The sequence below is a fragment of the Sandarakinorhabdus sp. genome, assembly GCF_051860625.1.
Lineage (GTDB): Bacteria > Pseudomonadota > Alphaproteobacteria > Sphingomonadales > Sphingomonadaceae > Sandarakinorhabdus.
In genome coordinates, this window is sequence record NZ_JBHYDQ010000020.1 from 1 (window position 1) to 20,848 (window position 20,848).

The following is a 20,848-nucleotide window of genomic DNA, read 5'->3' on the forward strand; positions in this document are numbered from 1 at the left end:
CGCCCCGCCGCCGCGGGCCCCCCCCCCCCCCCCCCCCCACGGCACGAGGACGTAATTTCGCCTGTTGATTGCCGTTGCTCGTTTCCGCAACCACTCTTCCCCACCCCCGACCCCTCCCCTGAAGGGGAGGGGAGGTTGGTGGACAACCCGCGCTAGGCTCCCCCCAATCAAGGAGCCTGCCCATGAAAGCCATCCGCCTTCGCCACCCCGCCGGTATCGACAATCTGCGCCATGAAGACATGGCCAGTCCCGGCGATCCCGGCCCCGGCCAGATCAAGGTCCGCATCCGGGCCAGCAGCCTGAATTATCATGATTATATCGTGGTGGTCGGCGGCATCCCGACCCCCGATGGCCGCATCCCGATGAGCGACGGCGCCGGCGATGTGCTGGCCGTTGGCGAAGGCGTCACCGAATTCAAGGTTGGCGATGCCGTCGTCTCCACCTTCTTCCCGAACTGGCTGGATGGCCTGCCATCGATGGGCGGCTTTGCTTCGGTGCCGGGCGATGGCGCCGATGGCTATGCCGTCGAAGAGGTGATCGCACCAGTGACCAGCTTCACCCATGCGCCAGTGGGCTACAGCCATGCCGAATCAGCCACGCTGACCTGCGCCGGCCTCACCGCATGGCGGGCGCTGGTCACCGAAGGCCAGCTCAAGGCCGGCGATGTCGTGCTGGTGCAGGGCACCGGCGGCGTCTCCATCTTCGCGCTGCAGTTCGCCAAGGCGATGGGGGCAACCGTGATCGCCACCAGCAGCAGCGATGCCAAGCTGGAGCGGCTGAAGGCGATGGGGGCCGACCATCTGATCAATTACAAGACCACGCCCGGCTGGGGCGGTGAGGCCATGCGCATCACCGGCGGCCGCGGTGTCGATCATATCGTCGAGATCGGCGGTGCCGGCACGCTGCCCGAATCAATCACCGCGACAACGATCGGCGGCCATATCAGCCTGATCGGCGTGCTGGCCGGCTTTGCCGGGCCGGTGCCGACCGTGCAGTTGATGGGCAAGCAGATCCGCCTGATCGGCATCACGGTGGGCACCCGCCGGCAGCAGCAGGATATGATCCGCGCCATCAACCAGAACGGTATCAAGCCGGTGATCGATTCGCATTTTCCGCTGGCCGAACTGGGCGCCGCCTTCCGCCACCAGGAAAGCGCCAAGCATTTCGGGAAGATTTGCGTCGATATCTGATCGGGGGCCGCGGTTACGCCCCCGTGCGCAACCGCTCCACCAACTGCTTCACCGTGGGGATGAAGCCGTTAGAATACCAGGCATCGCTGCTGAACCGATAGGCGCTGTGGCCGGCGAAGGCCAGATTCTGCTCCGGGTCGCCGCCGTGGGCAATATCCTGCAGCGTCTTCTGGATGCAGAAGCTGCGCGGATCAGCCAGACGCCCGGTGCTGTTGGTGTCGGTATCTTTCCAGGCGGAAAAGCCGCAATGGGACAGGCAACCCATGCAATCGGCCTGATCCTTGCGGATCGTGTCGCGTTCGGCTGTGGTCACGAACACCAATGTGTTGTCCGGCGTCTTCAGCGCCTCGGTAAAACCGGCGCCATGCCATTCGCGGGCGCGCAGCAGATCATCGCGGGTGACGAAATAGGATTTCCGGCCCACGCCGACATCCAGCGCGAACTGGTGATCGCCGGTGGCGGTGGTGGAAAAGGCAATCTGCCGCTCGCTGCGGGCTTCAAGCGCGCGCAGATAAGGATTGCGGATCGCCGACGAATAAAATCCGGTCGGCGAGAATTTGTGCAGCAGGATATCGCCTTCGTTCAGATGCAGCAGCCGCTCCTTCCACGCCTGCGGGATCGGGCTTTCCTGGGTCAGCAGCGGCCGCGTGCCGAACTGGAACACCACCTGGCCCAGTTCGGGATTGTCGAACCAGTTGGCCCATTCGTCCAGCCGCCACACACCGCCGGCCATCACGATCGGCACCGATTCGGAAACGCCCAGCTCGCGCATGGTGGCGCGCAGCTCGGCAACGCGCGGATAAGGGTCTTGCGGGGCACGCGGATCTTCGGCGTTCGAAAGCCCGTTGTGGCCGCCGGCCAGCCAGGGATCTTCATACACCACCGCGCCCAGCCACTCGGCCGCCTTGGAATAGGCGCGCTTCCACAGCGCGCGAAACGCCCGGGCCGAGCTGATGATCGGATAATAATGGACGCCGTACTGCGCCGCGATTTCCGAAAGCTTGTAGGGCATGCCTGCCCCGCAGGTGACACCGTTCACGAGCCCGCGCGTGCCTTCCAGCACGCCGTGCAGGATGCGCTGGGCGCCGCCCATTTCCCACAACACGTTGATGTTGATGGCGCCGATGCCGCGCCGCAGTTCGGGCGCAGCGATTTCATAGGCGCGCTGCACCTGGGCGATGCCGCCCGCGATGCCATAGTGCACCAGTTCCTCGTGCCGGTCGCGGCGGGTGGCGGCGCGATAGATTTGCGGGATGACGTTGCCCTCGGCGTCATAGCTGTCGGCATTCACCGCGCTGACGGTGCCAACGCCGCCAGCCAGGGCCCAGGCGCCGGAGGAGGCATGGTTGGTGGCGGAAACGCCCTTGCCGCCTTCGACCAGCGGCCACACCTCGCGCCCGCCCATCACCAGTGATTTCACGCCGGAAAACATTCTGCCTCACTTTGCCGATGCCGGCCGACCCGCGGGAAGCACCCCCTTTGCGGCAAAGCTGTGACAATGTGCAAGTAACACACCCGACCAGCGGCAATTCGGGTCGAAACGGTCAACCGGTTACATTCGCGGCGGCGCGGGCGTACCGGAACACGGGGCCATCCAGATCGACGTGGGGAATCTCATCCTTCTCCCGCCAATAATCCTGGCTGTGCCGCCATTCGGTGCCCGCCACGGCGCGCGGCAGCAGGTGCATGTCGCGCATCAGATAGTGCGGGTTGAAATCCTCCGGGTCAGTCCACGGCCCCATCGCCGCGGGATCTGCCAGTTCGGGTGGCAGTTCCACCTGCACCGCATCCACGCCGCGCGCATCCATGTGGGCGAGCAGCCGGCAGGTGAATTCGGAAATCAGATCGGACCGCAACGTCCAGCTCGCCCGGAAATAGCCGAACACCCACACGAGATTGGGCAGGCTGGTGAACATCATGCCGCGCCAGGTGACGCTGTCGGCCAGATCGAACGGCTTGCCATCCACGCTGAAGGCGATGTCACCGAACACGCACAGATGAAACCCGGTGGCCAGCACCACCAGATCGGCCGGCACATGGCTGCCATCCTGCATTTCGATCCCGGCGGGTGTGAAGCGGGCGATATGGCCGGTCACCACATCGGCCTTGCCGGCGCGGATACCGGCAAACAGATCGCCATCCGGCACGAAGGCCAGCCGCTGCCGCCACGGGCGGTAGGATGGCGTGAAATGCCGCATGTCGAAGCCTTCCGGCAGCAGCGCCTGCACCCCGGCCAGCAGCTCGGTGGCCACCGCATCGGGCGCATCGCGGCACTGGCCGACGATCTGATCCTGATCATACAGGATCTTGCGGCGCACCAGATCGTGAAACAGCGCCGGCTCCAGCCCCAGCGGCCGCAGCATTTCGGCAAATTCATTCTCGTTCTTGCCGGGCATGAAGAACGTCGGGCTGCGCTGGATCATCGTGATGTGCGCCGCGGTTTCGGCCATCGCCGGCACCACGGTGGCGGCGGTTGCACCCGAACCGATCACCGCCACGCGCTTGCCGGCATAATCGATGCCCTCGTCCCATTCCTCGGTATGGGCGATGGTGCCGGCAAAATCTTCCATGCCGGCAAAGTCCGGCCAATGGCCCTGGCGATGCCGGTAATATCCCTGGCACATCCAAAGGAACGGGGCGCGAAATTGCTTGCGGCTGCCATCGGGCAGGCAGGCCACCACCGTCCAGCGCGCTGTGTCACTGTCCCAATGGGCGGTTTCGATGCCGTGATTGTACCGGATATGCGCATCCAGCCCGTTTTCCGCGATCATCTCGCCCAGATAGGCCTGGATTTCGGCGGCCGTGGCAATTGGCGGCCCCACCCACGGCTTGAACCCGAAGCCGAAGGTATACAGGTCGGAATCGGATCGGATGCCGGGGAACTTGTGGGTCAGCCAGGTGCCGCCAAAACTCGCCTCGCGCTCCAGCACCAGGAACCGCTTGTGCGGCAGGCGTTGTTGCAGATGCCAGGCCGCCGACAGGCCGGAAATGCCGGCCCCGATCACCAGCACATCCACATCGGTAATGGCGCCGTCGATCTGCGGGGGCGGTGCGTGCGTATCCATTGCTTGATCCTCCCAATCTTACCATCAAACCACGTCTGGCCGGCAATTGCAGTGCGGGAATTCCCCGGCTGGCCTTTTCCACAGGCCGGCAATCGGGCATGGGCGGCAAAATGGCCGACGAAATCCCGCCCGTATCCGATCCCACCACCATGCGCCGGCTCTATGGCCGCCGGCAGGGCCATGCCCTGCGACAGGGGCAGGCGGCACTGTTTGCCGATCTGCTGCCGCACATCGCGGTGCCCGGCACCGGCCCGGTAACGTCGAAGGGACTGTTTGGCGATGAACGCCCGCTGTGGCTGGAAATCGGCTTTGGCAAGGGCGAGCATATGGCCGCCCAGGCCACAGCGTACCCGGATGTCGGCCTGATCGGTGCCGAACCGTTCGTGGATGGCGTGGTCGGCGCGCTGATGGCGGTGCGCGATGAAGGCCTGCCCAACGTGCGCATCCACCACGGCGATGCGCTCGATGTGCTCGAACGGCTGGCGCCGGCCAGCGTCGATCGCGTCTTCCTGCTGCACCCCGATCCCTGGCCCAAGGCCCGCCACGCCAAGCGCCGCTTCATGAACCCCGGCCCTCTTGATCTGATCGCCCGCGTGCTGAAGCCCGGCGGGGAGTTCCGCTTTGGCACCGATCACCCGATCTATTGCCGCTGGGCGCTGATGCAGATGGGCAAGCGCCGCGATTTTGCCTGGCAGATCGAGTCCCCAAGCGATTTCCAGGTGCGCCCCGATGATTGGCCGCAGACCCGCTATGAAACCAAGGCGCGGCGGCTCGGCCATGAAGTCTGGTATTTCCGCTGGCAACGCACCTGAAGCGCGTGCGGCGCGTTGTTGTGAAGCATCGGGGCAGTTGACCGCAGCGCGACATTTCGCCTACGCCCTGTTGTCGTGAGCCAATATCTCGATTTTGAAAAGCCGATCGCCCAGATCGCCCAGCGCGCCGCCGACTATCGGGCTGGCGGCGACGAAGCCGGCGCCCGCCATGCCGAAGGCGCCGCGCGGCGGCTGATGGCCGAAACCTATGCGCGGTTGACGCCCTGGCAGAAAACGCTGGTCGCCCGCCATCCGCTGCGGCCGCATTTTTCCGATCTGGTGAAGGCGCTGGTGGAAGATTTCCTGCCGCTGTCGGGCGATCGCGCCTTCGGCGAAGACCCGGCAATCATCGGCGGCATCGGCCGCCTGCGCGGCCAGAATGTGCCGGTGATGGTGATCGGCCATGAAAAGGGCCGCGATACCGCCGCGCGCGTTCGCCACAATTTCGGCATGGGCCGCCCCGAAGGCTATCGCAAGGCCGCACGGCTGGTGGAATTGGCCGGGCGCTTCAATGTGCCGGTGGTGACCATCGTGGACAGCGCCGGTGCCTATCCGGGTGTCGATGGTGAAGCCCGCGGCCAGGCCGAAGCCATCGCCCGCGCCACCGCCGCGTTCCTGGCAGCGCCGGTGCCGGTGATTGCAGCGATCACTGGCGAAGGCATGTCCGGCGGCGCCATCGGCATTGCCGCGGCCGACCGCGTGATCATGATGGAACACGCCGTTTATGCGGTGATTTCGCCCGAAGGCTGCGCATCGATCCTGTGGCGTACCGCCGAAAAGGAAGCCAACAAGGCCGGCGACGCCGCCGAAGCGATGCGGGTCAGCGCCGCCGAGTGCAAGGCGCTGGGCGTGATCGACAATATCGTCGCTGAACCGTTGGGCGGCGCGCACCGCGATCCGGCCGCCGCGATTGCGTCGCTGACCATGGCGATTGCCGCCGAATTGCAACCCCTGCTGGCCCAGCGCCCGGCCGATCTGGTGGCCCAGCGCCGCGCAAAGTATCTGGGGATGGGCCGCCAGCTTTAGGCTGGCAGATTTGAGCCGCCAGCTTTGATCTGTGACTGGCGCCGCGCCCCCGCTTCTTGCTATCTTGGCGGCATGAATAGAATTTCACATATTCTCACCGCTGCTGTGTTGATCGGCATTGCGTTACCGGCCGCCGCCCAGTCGCCGCCCGGCCTCAGCCCCAGCGAACGCAGTTCCGGCGCGCAGGCGCATCCGCAGATCCTGCAGCAGTTCGGCGGCGCCATGTCCGGCCCGGTGGCGGATTATGTGCGCAGTGTCGGGCAGAAGATCGCCGTGCAATCGGGCGGCGGCGCGCGGCCGCAGGACTACACGGTCACGCTGCTGAACAGCAATGTGAACAACGCCTTCGCTGTCCCCGGCGGCTATGTCTACATCACCCGGCAGTTGCTGGCGTTGATGAACGATGAAGCCGAACTGGCCTTCATCATGGGCCACGAAGTCGCGCATGTCGCGGCGCGCCACGGCCAGAAACGGCAGAACCGATCGGCCTTGTCGGGCATCCTGGCCGGGTTGGCCGGCGCCGTCACCGGGTCTGATCTGATCGGCCGTGGCGCCGGCATTGTCGCTGGATTGACCACGCTGGGGTACAGCCGCGAGCAGGAACGCCAGGCCGACAGTCTTGGCGTGCGCTATCTGACCTCGGCCGGCTATGATCCGCTGGGCAGCGTCGACAGCCTGGCGGCCTTGGGTGCGCAGACGGCACTGGAGGCGCGGTTGAAAGGCCAGGGCGGCGCCGAGCCGTCGCAATGGCTGTCCACCCACCCGGCCAATGCCGAGCGTGTCGAGCGCATCCGCAAGGAGGCGCAGGCGGCGCTGCCGAATGCCGGCGGCCGGGCGCATAATCGCGACGCCTTCCTGAATGCCATCGATGGCCTCGCCTATGACGACGATCCAGCCGAAGGCGTCGTGCAGGGCAGCAGTTTCCGCCATCCCGGCCTGCAACTGGCGCTGGCGGCGCCGACCGGCTTTGCGCTCAACAATGGTGCCGAGGCGCTGACCGGGCGCGGGCCGAATGGCGCCAATTTCGAATTGCGCGCGGCCGATGCGCGTGCCGGCGATCTCAATGCCATTGCCGCCGCGCGCTGGCAGCAACTGGGCGTGCGCGCGCAGCCGATGCAGGCGACGCGCATCAACGGCGTGGAGGCGCTGACCGGCAGCATCCGGGCCGGCACCCAGCAAGGCCCGGTCGATGCCACATTGACCGTCTATCGCTGGACACCGCAGCTCGCCTTCACCCTGATCGCCGTGGCGCCGCAGGGCCAGGCGGCCAGCGTGGCGCCGGTGGCGGCCAGTGTGCGCAAGTTGACCGCGCAGGAAATCGGCGCCGTCCGCACCCGCCGCATCCAGGTGGTGCGCGTGGCTGCCAATGATACGGTGCAAGGGCTTGCCGCGCGCATGGCCTATGATGATGATCGCATGGCGCGCTTCCTGACGCTCAATCAACTGGCCACCAATGCCCAGTTGAAGGCCGGCGACCGGGTGAAGCTGGTCGTCTGGCGCTGATGCGGCTGGTGCATGTGGTGGCGGCCGCGCTGGTCGCCGAAGATGGCCGCATTCTGCTGGCGCAGCGCCCGCCCGGCAAATCGCTGGCCGGGCTGTGGGAGTTTCCTGGCGGCAAGCTGGAGCCCGGCGAATCGCCCGAAGCGGCGCTGGCGCGGGAGCTTGACGAGGAACTCGGCATCACCGCCGGGCCGCTGGTGCCGTTCACCTTTGTCAGCCACGCCTATGCCGATTTTCATCTGGTGATGCTGCTCTATTGGTGCCGGGCTTGGGCTGGCGAACCGGTGGGGCGCGATGGCCAGGCGCTGCGCTGGGAACGGCCCGGCGCGATGGCCGCGCTGCCGATGCCGCCTGCCGATGTGCCGCTGGTGGCAGCCCTGGTGCAGGCGCTGGGCGAATAAGACCAAAGGCCATGGTTGCGCCTGTGTGACAGGGCGGCTATGCCCCGGCCACGCATCGACAGCGAGGGGTGTGCGACATGAAAATCCTGGCTGGCAACGGCAATCCGGAACTGGCCAAGGCCATCGCTGCCTATCTTGATATGCCATTGACGCATGCGTCAGTGCGGCGCTTTGCTGACGAGGAAATCTTCGTCGAAATCCATGAGAATGTCCGCGGCGAAGATGTGTTCGTGGTGCAGCCGACCTCGGCACCGGCCAACGACAATCTGATGGAATTGCTGATCTGCATGGATGCGCTGAAACGGGCTTCGGCGCGGCGCATCACGGCGGTCATCCCCTATTTCGGCTATGCGCGGCAGGATCGCAAATCGGGCTCGCGCACGCCGATTTCGGCCAAGCTTGTCGCCGATCTGATCACCACCGCCGGCGCCAATCGCGTGCTCAGCCTCGATCTTCATGCCGGCCAGATTCAGGGCTTTTTCAACATCCCCACCGACAATCTGTTCGGCGCGCCGGTGATGGCGGCCGATATCACGGCGCGCATGGGGGTGCAGGATGTGATGGTGGTCTCCCCCGATGTCGGCGGCGTGGTGCGGGCGCGCGCACTGGCCAAGCGGCTGGGCAATGCGCCGCTGGCCATCGTCGACAAGCGGCGGGAACGGCCCGGCGAATCGGAAGTGATGAACATCATCGGCGACGTGCGCGGCCGCCGCTGCGTGCTGGTGGATGATATTGTCGATTCGGCCGGCACATTGTGCAATGCCGCCGCAGCGCTGATGGAGGCCGGTGCCACCAGCGTCACCGCCTATGTCAGCCATGGCGTGCTGTCGGGCGGCGCGGTGGCGCGGGTCGATGCGTCGACGCTTGCCGAACTGGTGGTCACCGATTCGATTTCGCCCACCGACGCCGTGCGCGCCTCCAGCCGGGTGCGCCTGATCACCATCGCGCCGCTGTTCGCCGAAGCGATGCGGCGCACGTCCGAAGAAAGCTCGGTTTCCTCGCTGTTCGACTGATCAGTCGCCGGTGTTGCGGTTCTTGACCGTGCCGTCGGGCAGATAGACTTTTTCCGGCGTCACATATTCCCCCTTGGGCGAACAGATGCCGCCTGGATCCTGCGCGCGCTTCTTGGCACAGAATTCCGTATCGGGGCGCGGCTGGGCCTGCGCGGCGGCCGGCGCGGTGCCGACAGACAGGGCGATCATGGCGCCGGCACCCAGTGCAGCGAGGAAAAGGCTCTTGCTCATGGCACCGCAATAGCGCGCAAACGCTTGCGTGGCCATGAACAAGCTGGCTTATCGCAAAGGTGGAACCTTGCCCGCCCCCCATGGCCCGTCTGCATCTGTCTGCCGCCGCGCTGGTTGCCAACTGGCAGGATTTTGCCGCCGCGGTCGGCCCGGCGGCGTGCGGCGCAGCGATCAAGGCCGATGGCTATGGCCTGGGCGCCCGCGACGTGCTGGTCCGTCTGGCGGCGGCTGGCTGCCGGCAATTTTACGTGGCGCACTGGCACGAAGTCCCGCCGCTGCTGCCATTGCCCGCTGGCGTGACCGTTTCGGTGCTGCACGGCGTGACCGCGGCCGAGCTGCCCGCCGCTGCAGCGCTGCCGGCGCGCCCGGTGCTGATGACGCCGGGCCAGGCGATGCTGTGGCGGCAGACCGGCCGGCCGGCTGAAGCCATGGTCGATACCGGCATGCACCGGCTCGGCCTGCCACCGCAGGAAGCCGTGGCGGCGCTGGCCGGCATCGACATCGCTGTGCTGCATGGCCATCTCGCCTGCGCCGATGATCCGGCCCACCCGATGAACGAAGCCCAGCGCGCCGCCTTCGTGGAAATTGCGGCGCAGATCCCGGCCGGCGCGCGCGCCTTCGCCAATTCCGCCGGGGTGGCGCTGGGGCCGGATTATCATTTCGATCTGGTGCGGCCCGGCATCGGCCTGTTCGGCGGCGGCTGGCTGCCCGATGGCCGGCGGCCGCGCAATGTCGCCAGCCTGTCGGCGCGCATCCTGCAGCTTCGCGACATTCCGGCCGGTGCCAGCGTTGGCTATGCGGCCACCTTCGTGGCGACCCGGCCCAGCCGGATTGCCACCCTGGCGCTGGGCTATGCCGATGGCTATGCGCGCGGCCTGTCAGGCGGGGGTTGGGCGCTGGCCGACGGCGTGCGCTGCCCGGCCGCCGGGCGCGTGTCGATGGATCTGGTCAGCTTCGATGTCACAGACGCGCCGGCTTTGGCGGAGGGCGATTGGCTGTCCGTGCCCTTTCACATCGAAACCATGGCGGCGCTGTCGGGCCGCACCAGCTATGAATTGCTGGTGGCCCTGGGCCAGCGTTTTGATCGGATCTGGGCATGATATCGGTGTTTGCCGCCATCGGCACGCCGGTGCTGGCCGGGCTGGCGATGATCGGCCGGCTGACGCGCTTTGCCGCCACCGCGCTGGCGGCGGTGCTGCGGCCGCCCTGGTATCCCGGCCAGTTGGCGCAGCAGATGCTGATCATCGGCTGGCTGTCGCTGCCGGTGGTGGGCCTGACCGCGATTTTCACCGGATCGGCGCTGGCGCAGCAGATCTTCATCGGCGGCAGCCGCTTCAACGCCGCTGCCACCGTGCCGGCGGTGACCGTGATCGGCGTGGTGCGTGAACTCGGCCCCGTGCTGGGCGGGTTGATGGTGGCCGGGCGCGTGGCCAGCGCCATGGCCGCCGAGCTTGGCACGATGCGCGTCACCGAGCAGATTGATGCGCTGGTCACGTTGCGCACCGATCCCTTCCGCTGGCTGGTGGCGCCGCGGTTGCTGGCTGCCGTGCTGGTGATGCCGGTGCTGGTGCTGGTGTCAAATGCGCTGGGCGTGATGGGCGGCTGGCTGCTGGCCACGCAGCGGCTTGGCTTCAACAGCGCGCAATATCTCGCCACCACCGCCCGCTATCTGCAGGTGGATGATGTCGTCTCCAGCCTGGTGAAGGCGGCAGTGTTCGGCTTCTTCATTGCCTTGATGGGCTGCTATCACGGCTATCACAGCGGCGGCGGGGCGGCCGGCGTAGGACGCGCGACCACCAACGCCGTCGTCTCCAGCTTCATCCTGATCCTGCTGTCCAATCTGATCATCACCGTGATCGTGTTCGGTTCATGACGGCGACAATCGAGCTTGCCGGCGTCGCCAAGCGCTTCGGCAGCCGCCAGGTGCTCGGCGGCGTCGATCTGGCGGTGCAGCCGGGCACCAGCCTGGTGATCATCGGCGGATCGGGCACCGGCAAATCGGTGCTGCTGAAGTGCATATTGGGCCTGATCCCGATCGATCAGGGAAAAATCATGGTAAATGGGCAGATTGTTTCCGGGCTGCGCGGCGTAGCCCTGGCCGCCCACCGCACCCGCATCGGCATGTTGTTTCAGGGCGGCGCGCTGTTCGATTCGCTCAGTGTGTGGCGCAACATCAGCTTTGCGCTGTCCGGCAGCGCCGCCAGCCGGCGCGACGCGGCGATCGACAATCTGGCGCGCGTCGGGCTTGGCGCGGAGGTGGCCGATCTGAAGCCATCCGAACTGTCCGGCGGCATGTTGAAGCGGGTGGCGCTGGCCCGCGCCATTGCCGCGCGCCCGCCGATCCTGTTCTTCGACGAACCGACGACAGGTCTCGATCCGATCAATGCCGCCAGAATCAACAATTTGATCCGCACCCTCGTTCAGGATTTGAAAATAACGGCGGTCACGATTACGCATGATATGGCAAGCGTGAGGGTCATCGCAGACAGGGTCGCAATGTTGCACGGGGGACGCATCATCTGGCACGGGCCGCTTTCTACCCTGGACGGGTGTGACCAGCCACATGTGCGCCAGTTCATCACCGGCAGCGCCGATGGCCCGATCGGGCAGGCGGCAACGCCGTGATGGCACCACAACACCATGCCCACAGCGCCGGCGCTGCCGAACTTGCCGCGCTGCTTGCGCGAATCGCGGATGGCGACGCGGCGGCCTTCCAGTCATTCTATGACCGCACCAGCGCAAAACTATTTGGCATCACCCTGCGTATCTTGATCGAGCGGCAGGAAGCCGAAGATGTGTTGCAGGAGGTTTATGTGTCTGTGTGGCGTAAAGCGGCCACGTTCGATCCGACCCGCGCCAGCCCGATCACCTGGGTGGCCACGATCGCGCGCAACCGTGCCATCGACCGCCTGCGCGCCCGCCCGGCGCGCCCGCATGTCCCGGTTGAAGCCGCGTTCGATCTGGCCGACGATGGCCCGGCACCGGATGCCGCGCTGGTGTCCAGCCAGGATGCGCACCGCCTGAATGCGGCGCTGGCCACGCTGGAACCACGCCACGCCGCCGCCATCCGCGCCTGCTATTTCGAAGGCGTGACCTATGAGGAACTGGCGGTGCGCGAAGCAGTGCCGGTCGGCACCCTCAAAAGCTGGGTGCGCCGCGGCCTGATCCGCATGCGCGGCCAGTTGGAAGGCAGCCAGGCATGAGCACGCTGCCCGAAACCGGCCCCGAACTGCCCGAACTGCCCGAAGTGGATGCCATGGCCATGGATTATGCGCTGGGCGGCCTGTCCCGCGCTGAGCGCAAGGCCGCCGAAGTGCGGCTCGCCAGCGATGCCGCCTTCCGCGACGCGGTGGCGCGCTGGCAAAGCCTGCTCAGCCCGCTCGACGAAGCCACCGCCCCGGTGGCGCCGCCGGCCGCCCTGTGGAACGCGATTGCCGCCGATGTGCAGCCAGCACCGCGGGCCGTGACGGCGCCCGCACCGCTGGCGCGCGGCTGGTGGCACAATCTGGCGCTGTGGCGTGCGGTTGGCATTGGCGGCCCGGTGCTGGCGGCGATCACGGTGGCGCTGCTGGCGATGCCGCCCCAGGCGGATATGGTCGTTCCCGCAGATGCCGGCCCGGCATTGGTGGCGACGCTGGCCGATGCCGATGGCCGGCCGCTGCTGGCGGCGGCCTATGATCCGACCAACGGCGCCGTACGCTTTGCGCCGGTGGCACAGGGCGGGCCCGAACAATCCGGCAAGGTGCCGGAACTGTGGGTGATCGAAGGCGAAGCCCCGCCCAAATCGCTGGGCGTGATCGATATTTCGGCCGGCAGCAGCCACAGCATCCCGCGCGAACGCCTGGCCGGCTTGAAGCCGGGTTCGGTGCTGGCAATTTCCATCGAGCCCTTGGGTGGATCCCGCACCGGCGCTCCAACCGGTCCGATCATCGCAACAGGGGCACTGTCTGCCGCTTGACCTGGCGTGCTTTGTCGCTGCGACACTCCTGTGCGACCCGTGGCCACCCTATCTGGCGTAACTGGTGCGCCCGTCTATCCCGGCGGTGCATCGAATTTGATGGAGTGCCCCCCATGATCAATCGCAACACCCTGCGCGCTGCGCTGTTCGCCGTCGCTGCAGCCGGCCTTGTCGCCACCCCCGCCGTTCACGCCCAGCCGGCGGCCGACATCGTCGATACCGCAGCCAGCGCGGCTGATTTCAGCACCCTGGTCGCCGCCGTGAAGGCTGCCGGCCTGGTTGATACGCTGAAGAGCGCCGGCCCGTTCACCGTGTTCGCCCCCACCAATGCCGCCTTTGCCAAGCTGCCGGCCGGTACGGTCGACACGCTGCTGAAGCCGGAAAACAAGGCGACGCTCGCCGCCGTGCTCACCTATCATGTGGTGCCGGGCAAGCTGATGGCGGCTGACGTCGTGGCCGCGATCAAGGCTGGCGGCGGCAAGGCCGAAGTGAAGACCGTGCAGGGCGGCACGCTCACGGCCTCGATGATGGGCGATGTCGTGATGCTGCGTGATGCCAAGGGCGGCATGAGCCATGTGCGCACCGCCGATCTGGGCACCAGCAATGGTGTGATCCACGTCATCGACACGGTGGTGATGCCTTGATGGGCTGACGCACGTCGCGTTTTTGATGAAAGGGGCTGGCGGCAACGCCGGCCCCTTTTTCTTGTCCCGGCAAGGCCTTGTGTACGCCTGCAGATTTGGCTGCGCTCGGGTGGATCAGCCACGTGTCACCAGGCTGACCGCCCAAACAACAGCAGACAAAGCAAGACGCCCTGCCGGGCAACCGACAGGGCGTCCAACGTCAGTCTCCTGGCGTGCCTCAGGCCGTTGCGGCGCCGTTCTTGCGGCGGCGCGCAGCAAAGCCGACCAGGCCGAAACCGACGATCAGCATCGTCCAGGCCTGCGGCTCAGGCACGGCGGCGCCAAACGTGGTTTCAGGGGGGCTGGCCAACGAGAAACTGCCCGAAACCGCAGAATCGCCGCCGGTTTGCGTAAAGCTGAACGTGGCGGACGCTGGCCCTGGCGCGAAAGCCGACAGGGTACCAAGCGGTGTGAACAGGCCGAGCACAAAGGCTCGTACTGTCCGGTCGTTGGACGTACCAAACGATTCCGTATTCTCCACCATTCCGGCAAAATCGCCAAACGACGAGGTGAAGTTGAAGGCCGAACCGATTGACGCAGTCAGCGACGAAAGGGTCAGATTTTCACCGACTGTCGGCGCAAAATCACCAAATGCAGTGCCGACCGTCGAGATATTCGTGTTGGTAAACGTCGTTCCGACACCGATCGAATCCATGTCGGCCGAAACACCGACGATGGCAACAGCGGCACTGCCGACAACGGTGACAGCGGATGAAGGCGAAGCGAAAACGGTCGCTGCGAACAGCGCCGCACCCAAAAGCTTACTATTCACTATGAAGTTCCTTGACGCGCACGAGAGAGGAATCCTCTCGCCGTTAAGGTTCGTGCAAAACTCATGCCAACCAGCAAGAGCGTGTTAAGTAGCTGGAAATGATGGTGAAGCGTTAGTTAACGTTCATCACATTGTAAAACGATCTTACACTTTGGCAGTGTCCACGTTAACGCGCCGCCGTGACAGCGACCACCTGTCAACGGCAGCTCGGCCATGCCAAGCCGCGCCGCAGGTGGGCCGTGCCTCTAATCGGCCTCTACTCAGCCGCCAGCACTTCGGCCTCCGCCTCGGCCTGTTGCAACGTCCACATCTCGGCATAGGCGCCGCCGCGCGCCAGCAACGCGTCGTGGCGGCCGCGCTCGATGATGCGGCCGGCGCTGAGCACCAGTATCTCGTCGGCATCGGTGATCGTCGACAGGCGATGCGCGATGACGATGGTGGTGCGCCCTTGCGAAACCCCGCCGAGCGCATCCTGGATGCTGGCTTCGGTGGCACTGTCGAGCGCACTGGTCGCCTCATCCAGGATCAGGATCGCCGGGTCCTTCAGGATGGTGCGGGCGATGGCCACACGCTGCTTCTCGCCGCCGGACAATTTCAGGCCGCGTTCGCCCACTTGCGTGTCATAGCCATCGGGCAGGCCCAGGATGAAATCATGGATCGCCGCCCCGCGCGCCGCCGCGATGATTTCCGCCTCACTGGCATCGGGCCGGCCATAAGCGATATTGTACCGGATGCTCTCGTTGAACAGCACCGTATCCTGCGGAACAATGCCGATCGCGCGGCGCAGGGATGATTGGGTGACGCCGGCGATATCCTGCCCGTCGATGCTGACCTGCCCACCCTGAATGTCGTAGAAACGATACAATATGCGGCTCAGCGTCGATTTGCCGGCGCCCGAATGGCCCACCACGGCCAGCTTGGCACCCGGCGGCACCGCAAACGACACATCGTGCAGGATCTGCCGGCGTGGATCATAACCGAAATTCACCGCATCAAAGCGGATGTGCCCGCCCTGCACCACCAGCGGCGCAGCACCCGGCGCATCGGCGATTTCCGGCGCCGTATCCGTCAGCCGGAACATCGCCTCCATGTCGATCAGGCCCTGGCGGATCTCGCGATAGACCATGCCCAGCATGTCGAGCGGCCGGAACAATTGCAGCAGCAGGCCATTGACGAACGCGATATCGCCCACCGTGAACCGGCCCTGGTTCCAGCCCCACACCACATAGGCCAAAGCGCCAGCCATCAGCAGGTTGGTGATCAGGCTCTGCCCGACGTTCAGCCAGGCCAGCGACACGCCGGATTTGGTGGCAGCATCGGTGTAGCGCTTGATCGCCTTGCCATAATTGGCGTTCTCATGCGCTTCGGCATTGAAATATTTCACCGTTTCATAATTCAGCAGACTGTCCACGGCACGGGCCGTCGCGCGCTGGTCGCTTTCCACCATCTCGCGGCGCAGCGCCGTCCGCCAATCGGTGATGCGCTGGGTGTAGATGATATACACCACCACCATCACCAGCGTCGCCGCCACCAGTTCCCAGCCAAAGCCGCGCCAGAACAGCACGCACACCGCCGTCAGCTCGATCACGGTCGGGAAGATGTTGAACAGCAGGAAATAGAGCATGGTATCGATGCTCTTGGTGCCGCGCTCGATCAACCGGGTCAGCGCGCCGGTGCGGCGTTCCAGGTGAAAGCGCAGGGACAATTGATGGATGTGGGTGAACACATCCAGGCTCAATCGCCGCGCCGCATCCTGGCCGACCCGTTCGAACACCGCATTGCGCAGATTGTCGAACAACACCCCGGCAAAGCGCGCCAGCGCATAAGACGCGACCAGCGCCACCGCCACCATCACGCCATCGGGAACGCCTGCCGCCATCGCATCGAGCGCCAGTTTCAGCGTGTAGGGCATGGCCAGCGTGATGCCCTTGCCCATCAGCACCAGCAGCATGGCGGCAACGACGCGCAGCTTCAGATCGCCGCGCCCCGCCGGCCACAAATAGGGCAGGAAGCGCCGCAACGTCCTGAAGTCGGCATCGCCGGTCGGCGGTCCGGGTGGGGCAGCCATGGATTGCATCAACGTGCATATGGCCCGTGCGTGTTTGCCACACAATGGGCGCTATCGCCCCACACTTGCTCACCGGCTGGCAAGCGCCCATTGTTCCCCTCATGCCCCGCACGCCCCGCCCCACCCCCGGTCTGCCCGACCGTCAGGCCATCCTCGATTTCATCGCCACCCAGAAAACCAGCGTCGGCAAACGCGAGATCGCCAAGGCGTTCGGCCTGCACGCCCAGGACAAGATCGCGCTGAAATCCCTGCTGAAGGAGATGATGGAGGCCGGCGAACTGGAAACAGGCCCGGGGCGCAACCTGCACAAGGGTGGCGGCCTGCCCAAGGTGACGGTGGTGCGCATCGCCGATACCGCCGACGGCCAGGCCATCGCCGTGCCCGATCGCTGGGACCATCCCGGCCCGCCGCCGCGCCTGCGCGTGATCGAAGGCCGGCGGCGCGGCGCCTTCGGCCTCGGCGATCGCCTGCTCGCCCGCATCGAGGAACAGGGTAGCGGCAGCGTCGCTTTCCCGATGAAGGCACTGGCCAAATCCGAAGAATATATCCTCGGCATCCTGCGCCGCGAACCGCTCGGCTGGCGGCTGGTGCCGGTCGACAAGAAAGCGCGGAGCGATCTCGCCATAAGCGATCCCGGCGACGCCCAGCCGGGCGATCTGGTGCTTGCCGAACCCAGCGGCCGCCCGCCGCGCGTGACGGGGCGCGTCGTGGAGGTGCTCGGCGATCCGTTCCTGCCGCGCGCCTTCAGCCTGATCGCCATCCACGCCAAGGGCATCCCGCACCGCTTCGATGAATCCACCTTGGAAGAAGCCGAGCGCATCGCCGAGCAGCCGCTTGGGCCACGCGAGGATCTGCGCGCGTTGCCGTTCCTCACCATCGATCCGTCCGACGCCCGCGACCATGATGATGCCGTGTGGGCCGCCCCCGATCCCGATCACAAGGGCCAGTTCCGCGCCATCGTCGCCATCGCCGATGTGTCGTTCTACGTGCGCCCCGGCACCGCACTCGACCGGTCAGCCCGCAGCCGCGGCAACAGCGTCTATTTCCCCGATCGTGTCGTGCCGATGCTGCCCGAAATCCTTTCCGCTCATGCCTGTTCACTCGTCGCGAACGAGGATCGCGCCGTGATGGCCTGCCACCTCCACATCGATGCCGACGGCAAATTGCTGAGCTGGCGCTTCACCCGCGCTGTCATCCGCTGCGTCGCCAACATCGCCTATGAAGAAGCGCAGGCCACCATGGACTCTGGGGCCGGCGAATTTCTGCCCGTGCTGCAACCGCTGTGGGATTGCTGGGCCGCGCTGAAATCCGCCCGCGACAAGCGCGAGCCGCTGGCGCTGGAACTGCCCGAAAAGCGCGTCGTGCTCGATGAACAGGGCCGCATCGCCGGCATCGCGGTGCGCGAACATCTCGCCGCCCATCAGGTGATCGAGGATTACATGATCGCCGCCAACGTCGCCGCCGCCCGCGCGCTGGAGAAAAAGAAAGCCGCCTGCATCTTCCGCTGCCACGAAGCCCCCAGCCGCGAAAAACTCCTCACCCTGCGCGATTATCTGGAAACCCTTGGCCAGAATCTCGCCATGGGCCAGGTCACCCGCCCGGCCATCTTCAACCGCATCCTCGCCCGCGCCAAGGAAGGCGAGCATTATGAGGAAGTCTCCCAGCAGGTGCTGCGCACCCAGACCCAGGCCTATTACACGCCCGAAAATGTCGGCCACTTCGGGCTGAGCTTAAGCAGCTACGCCCACTTCACCTCACCCATCCGCCGCTACGCCGATCTCGTCGTCCACCGCAGCCTCGCCGCTGCCTATCGCCTCGGCGATGGCGGGCTGCACGCCGAAGAAGACAAGACACTCAGCAAGACCGCCGATCACATCAGCATGACCGAACGCCGCGCCATGGAAGCCGAACGCGACACCATCGATCGCTATGTCGCCTCCTATTTGTCCACCAAGGTCGGCGAAGTCCTCAAAACCCGCATCACCGGCGTCGCCAAATTCGGCTTCTTCGCCACCGTCGAAGGGCTGGGCGGTGACGGGCTGGTGCCGGTCAGCACGCTGGGCGAAGAACGCTTCGTCTTCGATGAAGACGCCCGCATCCTCGAAGGCACCGAATCCGGCACCCGCTATGTCGTCGGCCAACGCCTCGACCTGCGCCTGGTGGAGGCCAGCCCGATCACCGGCGCCCTGCGCTACGAACTCCCGGAAGGCGGCAGCGAATCCCGCCCGCGCGGCCGTGTGCGACGTGGTTTCACCCCCCGCCCCGGCCAGTCCCGCGTCCCCCCCGGCGTCCGCCGCGGCCGGCGTTGATTGCGCATATCGGCTCCCTCCCCCATGCGGGGAGGGCGAGAGACGAGCCGCAGGCGAGGCCCGGGGTGGGGGTTACGCCAGCGGCAATCAGTGGAACCCCCACCCCGCTCGGCTGGCGCCGAGTCGCCCTCCCCGCAAGGGGGAGGGAGCCAAATACTTCCCGCAATTCACAACAGCTCGTAGCAATTGAGCCCAACCCCAAGCCATGCCATCACGCTGCCACACGATTCAGGGGACAATCGACATGAAAAACCTGCTGCTCGCCGGCCTGGCCATGGCCGTGATCGCCAACCCGGCCTTTGCGCAAGACAAGCGCCAGACCCCGCGCGACACCATGATCGCCGAAGCCGATGCCGCCACCGCCCGCGCGCCGGTCGAAGAACAAGCCGCCGTCTCCAAAGGCAGCGTCACCGTGAAGGGCAAAGTCATCGCCTACACCGCCACCGCCGGCACGCTCACCATCCGCGACGACAACGCCCGCCCCACCGGCAGCCTCTTCTACACCGCCTACACCACCGGCGAAGCAAACCGCCCCGTCACCTTCTTCTACAACGGCGGCCCCGGCTCTGCGACGATCTGGCTGCACATGGGCAGCTTCGGCCCCATCCGCGTGAAAACCGACAAGCCAACCTACGTGGCCCCGCAGGATTATGCCGTCGGCCCCAACCCATGGACCCTGCTCGACAAGACCGACATCGTCTTCATCGATGCCCCCGGCGCCGGCTGGTCGCGGCCCCTGGGCGACAAGAGTTTCAAGGATTTCAACGGTGTCGATCAGGATGGCGATGCCTTCGCCCGTGCGATCCTGCGCTACGTCAACAAGAACAACCGCTGGAAATCACCGAAATTCCTGTTCGGCGAGAGCTATGGCACGCTGCGCTCCGGCGTGCTGGCGCGGATGCTGGAAGAACGCGGCCTGTCACTCAACGGCGTCGCGCTGCTCTCCACCATCATGAACTATGGCGTGCGCCAGCCCGGCTATGATCAGAATTATCTCACCCTGTTCCCCGGCTATGCCGCCACTGCCTGGTATCACGGCACCCTGCCCGGCCAGAAGCCAGCCGATCTCGATGCCTTCGTGAACGAAGTCCGCGCCTGGACGCTCGGCCCCTACGCCGCCGCCCTGCTGAAAGGCAGCAATCTCAGCGCCGCCGAAACCGAGACAATCGCCGCGCAAATGCACGCCTACACCGGGCTGCCCATCGATTTTCTGAAACGCGCCAACCTGCGCGTCGATCTGCAGCATTTTCAAACCGAACTGCTGCGCACCCGCGGTGTCTCCATCGGCCGCCTCGACACCCGCTACACCCTCAGCCCCGCCGATTTGAACGCCGACAGCCCCGATGACGATCCCGCCGGCACCGCCATCAACGGCGCCTATTACAGTGCTTTCCTCGATTACGCATCGCGCACCCTGGGCGTCAAAACCGAAATGACCTACCGCCTCACCGCCCGCGAACCCGGCTGGACCTGGGACTGGAGCCACCGCCCGCCGCGCGGCGGCACCCAAACCACCCCCAACACCGCCATCGACCTCGCCCACACCATGCGCGCCAACCCGCTGATGAAAGTCCTGTTCCTCAACGGCTACTACGACATGGCCACCCCCTTCTTCGGCGCCGAATTCGACGCCGCCCACATGCCCCTGCCCGCCGACATCCGGAAAAACATCAAATTCACCTACTACCAGTCCGGCCACATGATTTATCTGGCCGAAAGCGAACTCGCCAAACTGCGCGATGACGTGGCGGCCTGGTATGATGAGGCGGTGAAGTAAGAGGGGCACGTCACCCCACCCGTGACTCCTCCCACCCGTCACC

Annotated in this window: 19 protein-coding genes; 14 read left to right on the forward strand and 5 right to left on the reverse strand. The window is 65.9% G+C overall.

From position 1 onward, the window contains the following. Positions 1 to 182 precede the first annotated feature (182 nt). Positions 183 to 1,190 (forward strand): zinc-dependent alcohol dehydrogenase family protein, encoded by a 1,008-nt coding sequence (locus ACTIEZ_RS14890; RefSeq protein WP_439547475.1) that lies wholly within the window; start codon positions 183 to 185, stop codon positions 1,188 to 1,190. 13 nt (positions 1,191 to 1,203) lie between these two features. Here the strand turns inward: ACTIEZ_RS14890 and ACTIEZ_RS14895 are convergent, their stop codons facing one another. Then, entirely contained in the window at positions 1,204 to 2,622 is a 1,419-nt protein-coding gene (locus ACTIEZ_RS14895) for an NAD(P)H-dependent flavin oxidoreductase (RefSeq protein ID WP_439547476.1), read from the reverse strand. A gap of 112 nt (positions 2,623 to 2,734) precedes the next feature. Further along, the gene (locus ACTIEZ_RS14900; RefSeq protein WP_439547477.1) at positions 2,735 to 4,255 is read right to left on the reverse strand and encodes a flavin-containing monooxygenase; all 1,521 of its coding nucleotides are present in this window, start codon (positions 4,253 to 4,255) and stop codon (positions 2,735 to 2,737) included. A gap of 110 nt (positions 4,256 to 4,365) precedes the next feature. Between ACTIEZ_RS14900 and trmB the strand changes: the two genes are divergently transcribed. The 5 genes from trmB (at position 4,366) to ACTIEZ_RS14925 (ending at position 9,007) form a co-directional block, all read left to right on the forward strand. After that, positions 4,366 to 5,067, forward strand: coding sequence for a tRNA (guanosine(46)-N7)-methyltransferase TrmB (trmB, locus tag ACTIEZ_RS14905; RefSeq protein WP_439547478.1), 702 nt, complete (start codon positions 4,366 to 4,368; stop codon positions 5,065 to 5,067). Positions 5,068 to 5,142: 75 nt separating this feature from the next. Beyond that, positions 5,143 to 6,093, forward strand: coding sequence for an acetyl-CoA carboxylase carboxyltransferase subunit alpha (locus ACTIEZ_RS14910; protein ID WP_439547479.1), 951 nt, complete (start codon positions 5,143 to 5,145; stop codon positions 6,091 to 6,093). 72 nt (positions 6,094 to 6,165) lie between these two features. Next, a complete protein-coding gene (locus ACTIEZ_RS14915; protein ID WP_439547480.1) occupies positions 6,166 to 7,596 on the forward strand; it encodes a M48 family metalloprotease in 1,431 nt (476 codons plus the stop codon). Further along, on the forward strand, positions 7,596 to 7,994 hold the full coding sequence (locus ACTIEZ_RS14920; protein WP_439547481.1) for a (deoxy)nucleoside triphosphate pyrophosphohydrolase: 399 nt from the start codon (positions 7,596 to 7,598) through the stop codon (positions 7,992 to 7,994). The genes ACTIEZ_RS14915 and ACTIEZ_RS14920 overlap by 1 nt, the downstream gene beginning before the upstream one ends. 77 nt (positions 7,995 to 8,071) lie before the next feature. Continuing rightward, positions 8,072 to 9,007, forward strand: a complete 936-nt coding sequence (locus tag ACTIEZ_RS14925; protein ID WP_439547482.1) for a ribose-phosphate pyrophosphokinase — start codon at positions 8,072 to 8,074, stop codon at positions 9,005 to 9,007. Here ACTIEZ_RS14925 and ACTIEZ_RS14930 read toward each other — a convergent pair whose 3' ends face one another. Then, entirely contained in the window at positions 9,008 to 9,238 is a 231-nt protein-coding gene (locus tag ACTIEZ_RS14930) for a hypothetical protein (RefSeq protein WP_439547483.1), read from the reverse strand. It abuts the gene before it with no gap. Positions 9,239 to 9,318: 80 nt separating this feature from the next. Between ACTIEZ_RS14930 and alr the strand changes: the two genes are divergently transcribed. From alr to ACTIEZ_RS14960, 6 genes are all read left to right on the forward strand, one after another. Next, positions 9,319 to 10,338, forward strand: coding sequence for an alanine racemase (gene alr, locus ACTIEZ_RS14935; protein ID WP_439547484.1), 1,020 nt, complete (start codon positions 9,319 to 9,321; stop codon positions 10,336 to 10,338). Beyond that, complete coding sequence (locus ACTIEZ_RS14940) at positions 10,335 to 11,111, forward strand: MlaE family ABC transporter permease (RefSeq protein ID WP_439547485.1); 777 nt, start codon at positions 10,335 to 10,337, stop codon at positions 11,109 to 11,111. Before alr ends, ACTIEZ_RS14940 begins: the two co-directional genes overlap by 4 nt. Then, entirely contained in the window at positions 11,108 to 11,863 is a 756-nt protein-coding gene (locus tag ACTIEZ_RS14945; RefSeq protein ID WP_439547486.1) for an ABC transporter ATP-binding protein, read from the forward strand. Before ACTIEZ_RS14940 ends, ACTIEZ_RS14945 begins: the two co-directional genes overlap by 4 nt. Further along, entirely contained in the window at positions 11,863 to 12,441 is a 579-nt protein-coding gene (locus ACTIEZ_RS14950; protein WP_439547487.1) for a sigma-70 family RNA polymerase sigma factor, read from the forward strand. The genes ACTIEZ_RS14945 and ACTIEZ_RS14950 overlap by 1 nt, the downstream gene beginning before the upstream one ends. Next, positions 12,438 to 13,196: an anti-sigma factor gene (locus ACTIEZ_RS14955; protein ID WP_439547488.1), complete on the forward strand. Its 759-nt coding sequence runs from the start codon at positions 12,438 to 12,440 to the stop codon at positions 13,194 to 13,196. The genes ACTIEZ_RS14950 and ACTIEZ_RS14955 overlap by 4 nt, the downstream gene beginning before the upstream one ends. A 113-nt stretch (positions 13,197 to 13,309) precedes the next feature. Continuing rightward, a complete protein-coding gene (locus tag ACTIEZ_RS14960; protein ID WP_439547489.1) occupies positions 13,310 to 13,840 on the forward strand; it encodes a fasciclin domain-containing protein in 531 nt (176 codons plus the stop codon). A 217-nt stretch (positions 13,841 to 14,057) separates the two neighbouring features. Here ACTIEZ_RS14960 and ACTIEZ_RS14965 read toward each other — a convergent pair whose 3' ends face one another. Together ACTIEZ_RS14965 and ACTIEZ_RS14970 are read right to left on the reverse strand one after the other, a co-directional pair. After that, positions 14,058 to 14,651, reverse strand: coding sequence for a PEPxxWA-CTERM sorting domain-containing protein (locus ACTIEZ_RS14965; RefSeq protein WP_439547490.1), 594 nt, complete (start codon positions 14,649 to 14,651; stop codon positions 14,058 to 14,060). A gap of 256 nt (positions 14,652 to 14,907) precedes the next feature. Beyond that, on the reverse strand, positions 14,908 to 16,728 hold the full coding sequence (locus tag ACTIEZ_RS14970; protein WP_439547491.1) for an ABCB family ABC transporter ATP-binding protein/permease: 1,821 nt from the start codon (positions 16,726 to 16,728) through the stop codon (positions 14,908 to 14,910). A 92-nt stretch (positions 16,729 to 16,820) separates the two neighbouring features. Between ACTIEZ_RS14970 and ACTIEZ_RS14975 the strand changes: the two genes are divergently transcribed. Further along, entirely contained in the window at positions 16,821 to 19,028 is a 2,208-nt protein-coding gene (locus tag ACTIEZ_RS14975; protein ID WP_439547492.1) for a ribonuclease R family protein, read from the forward strand. A 244-nt stretch (positions 19,029 to 19,272) separates the two neighbouring features. Further along, on the forward strand, positions 19,273 to 20,805 hold the full coding sequence (locus ACTIEZ_RS14980) for a S10 family peptidase (RefSeq protein WP_439547493.1): 1,533 nt from the start codon (positions 19,273 to 19,275) through the stop codon (positions 20,803 to 20,805). Positions 20,806 to 20,848: the final 43 nt, after the last annotated feature.

What these genes read in the sequence shown, in the direction of transcription:
- ACTIEZ_RS14890 (WP_439547475.1), top strand. Translation starts at nt 183, where the DNA reads ATGAAAGCCATCCGCCTTCGCCACCCCGCCGGTATCGACAATCTGCGC.
- ACTIEZ_RS14895 (WP_439547476.1), bottom strand. Translation starts at nt 2,622, where the DNA reads ATGTTTTCCGGCGTGAAATCACTGGTGATGGGCGGGCGCGAGGTGTGG.
- ACTIEZ_RS14900 (WP_439547477.1), bottom strand. Translation starts at nt 4,255, where the DNA reads ATGGATACGCACGCACCGCCCCCGCAGATCGACGGCGCCATTACCGAT.
- trmB (WP_439547478.1), top strand. Translation starts at nt 4,366, where the DNA reads ATGGCCGACGAAATCCCGCCCGTATCCGATCCCACCACCATGCGCCGG.
- ACTIEZ_RS14915 (WP_439547480.1), top strand. Translation starts at nt 6,166, where the DNA reads ATGAATAGAATTTCACATATTCTCACCGCTGCTGTGTTGATCGGCATT.
- ACTIEZ_RS14920 (WP_439547481.1), top strand. Translation starts at nt 7,596, where the DNA reads ATGCGGCTGGTGCATGTGGTGGCGGCCGCGCTGGTCGCCGAAGATGGC.
- ACTIEZ_RS14925 (WP_439547482.1), top strand. Translation starts at nt 8,072, where the DNA reads ATGAAAATCCTGGCTGGCAACGGCAATCCGGAACTGGCCAAGGCCATC.
- ACTIEZ_RS14930 (WP_439547483.1), bottom strand. Translation starts at nt 9,238, where the DNA reads ATGAGCAAGAGCCTTTTCCTCGCTGCACTGGGTGCCGGCGCCATGATC.
- alr (WP_439547484.1), top strand. Translation starts at nt 9,319, where the DNA reads ATGGCCCGTCTGCATCTGTCTGCCGCCGCGCTGGTTGCCAACTGGCAG.
- ACTIEZ_RS14940 (WP_439547485.1), top strand. Translation starts at nt 10,335, where the DNA reads ATGATATCGGTGTTTGCCGCCATCGGCACGCCGGTGCTGGCCGGGCTG.
- ACTIEZ_RS14945 (WP_439547486.1), top strand. Translation starts at nt 11,108, where the DNA reads ATGACGGCGACAATCGAGCTTGCCGGCGTCGCCAAGCGCTTCGGCAGC.
- ACTIEZ_RS14950 (WP_439547487.1), top strand. Translation starts at nt 11,863, where the DNA reads ATGGCACCACAACACCATGCCCACAGCGCCGGCGCTGCCGAACTTGCC.
- ACTIEZ_RS14955 (WP_439547488.1), top strand. Translation starts at nt 12,438, where the DNA reads ATGAGCACGCTGCCCGAAACCGGCCCCGAACTGCCCGAACTGCCCGAA.
- ACTIEZ_RS14960 (WP_439547489.1), top strand. Translation starts at nt 13,310, where the DNA reads ATGATCAATCGCAACACCCTGCGCGCTGCGCTGTTCGCCGTCGCTGCA.
- ACTIEZ_RS14970 (WP_439547491.1), bottom strand. Translation starts at nt 16,728, where the DNA reads ATGCAATCCATGGCTGCCCCACCCGGACCGCCGACCGGCGATGCCGAC.
- ACTIEZ_RS14975 (WP_439547492.1), top strand. Translation starts at nt 16,821, where the DNA reads ATGCCCCGCACGCCCCGCCCCACCCCCGGTCTGCCCGACCGTCAGGCC.
- ACTIEZ_RS14980 (WP_439547493.1), top strand. Translation starts at nt 19,273, where the DNA reads ATGAAAAACCTGCTGCTCGCCGGCCTGGCCATGGCCGTGATCGCCAAC.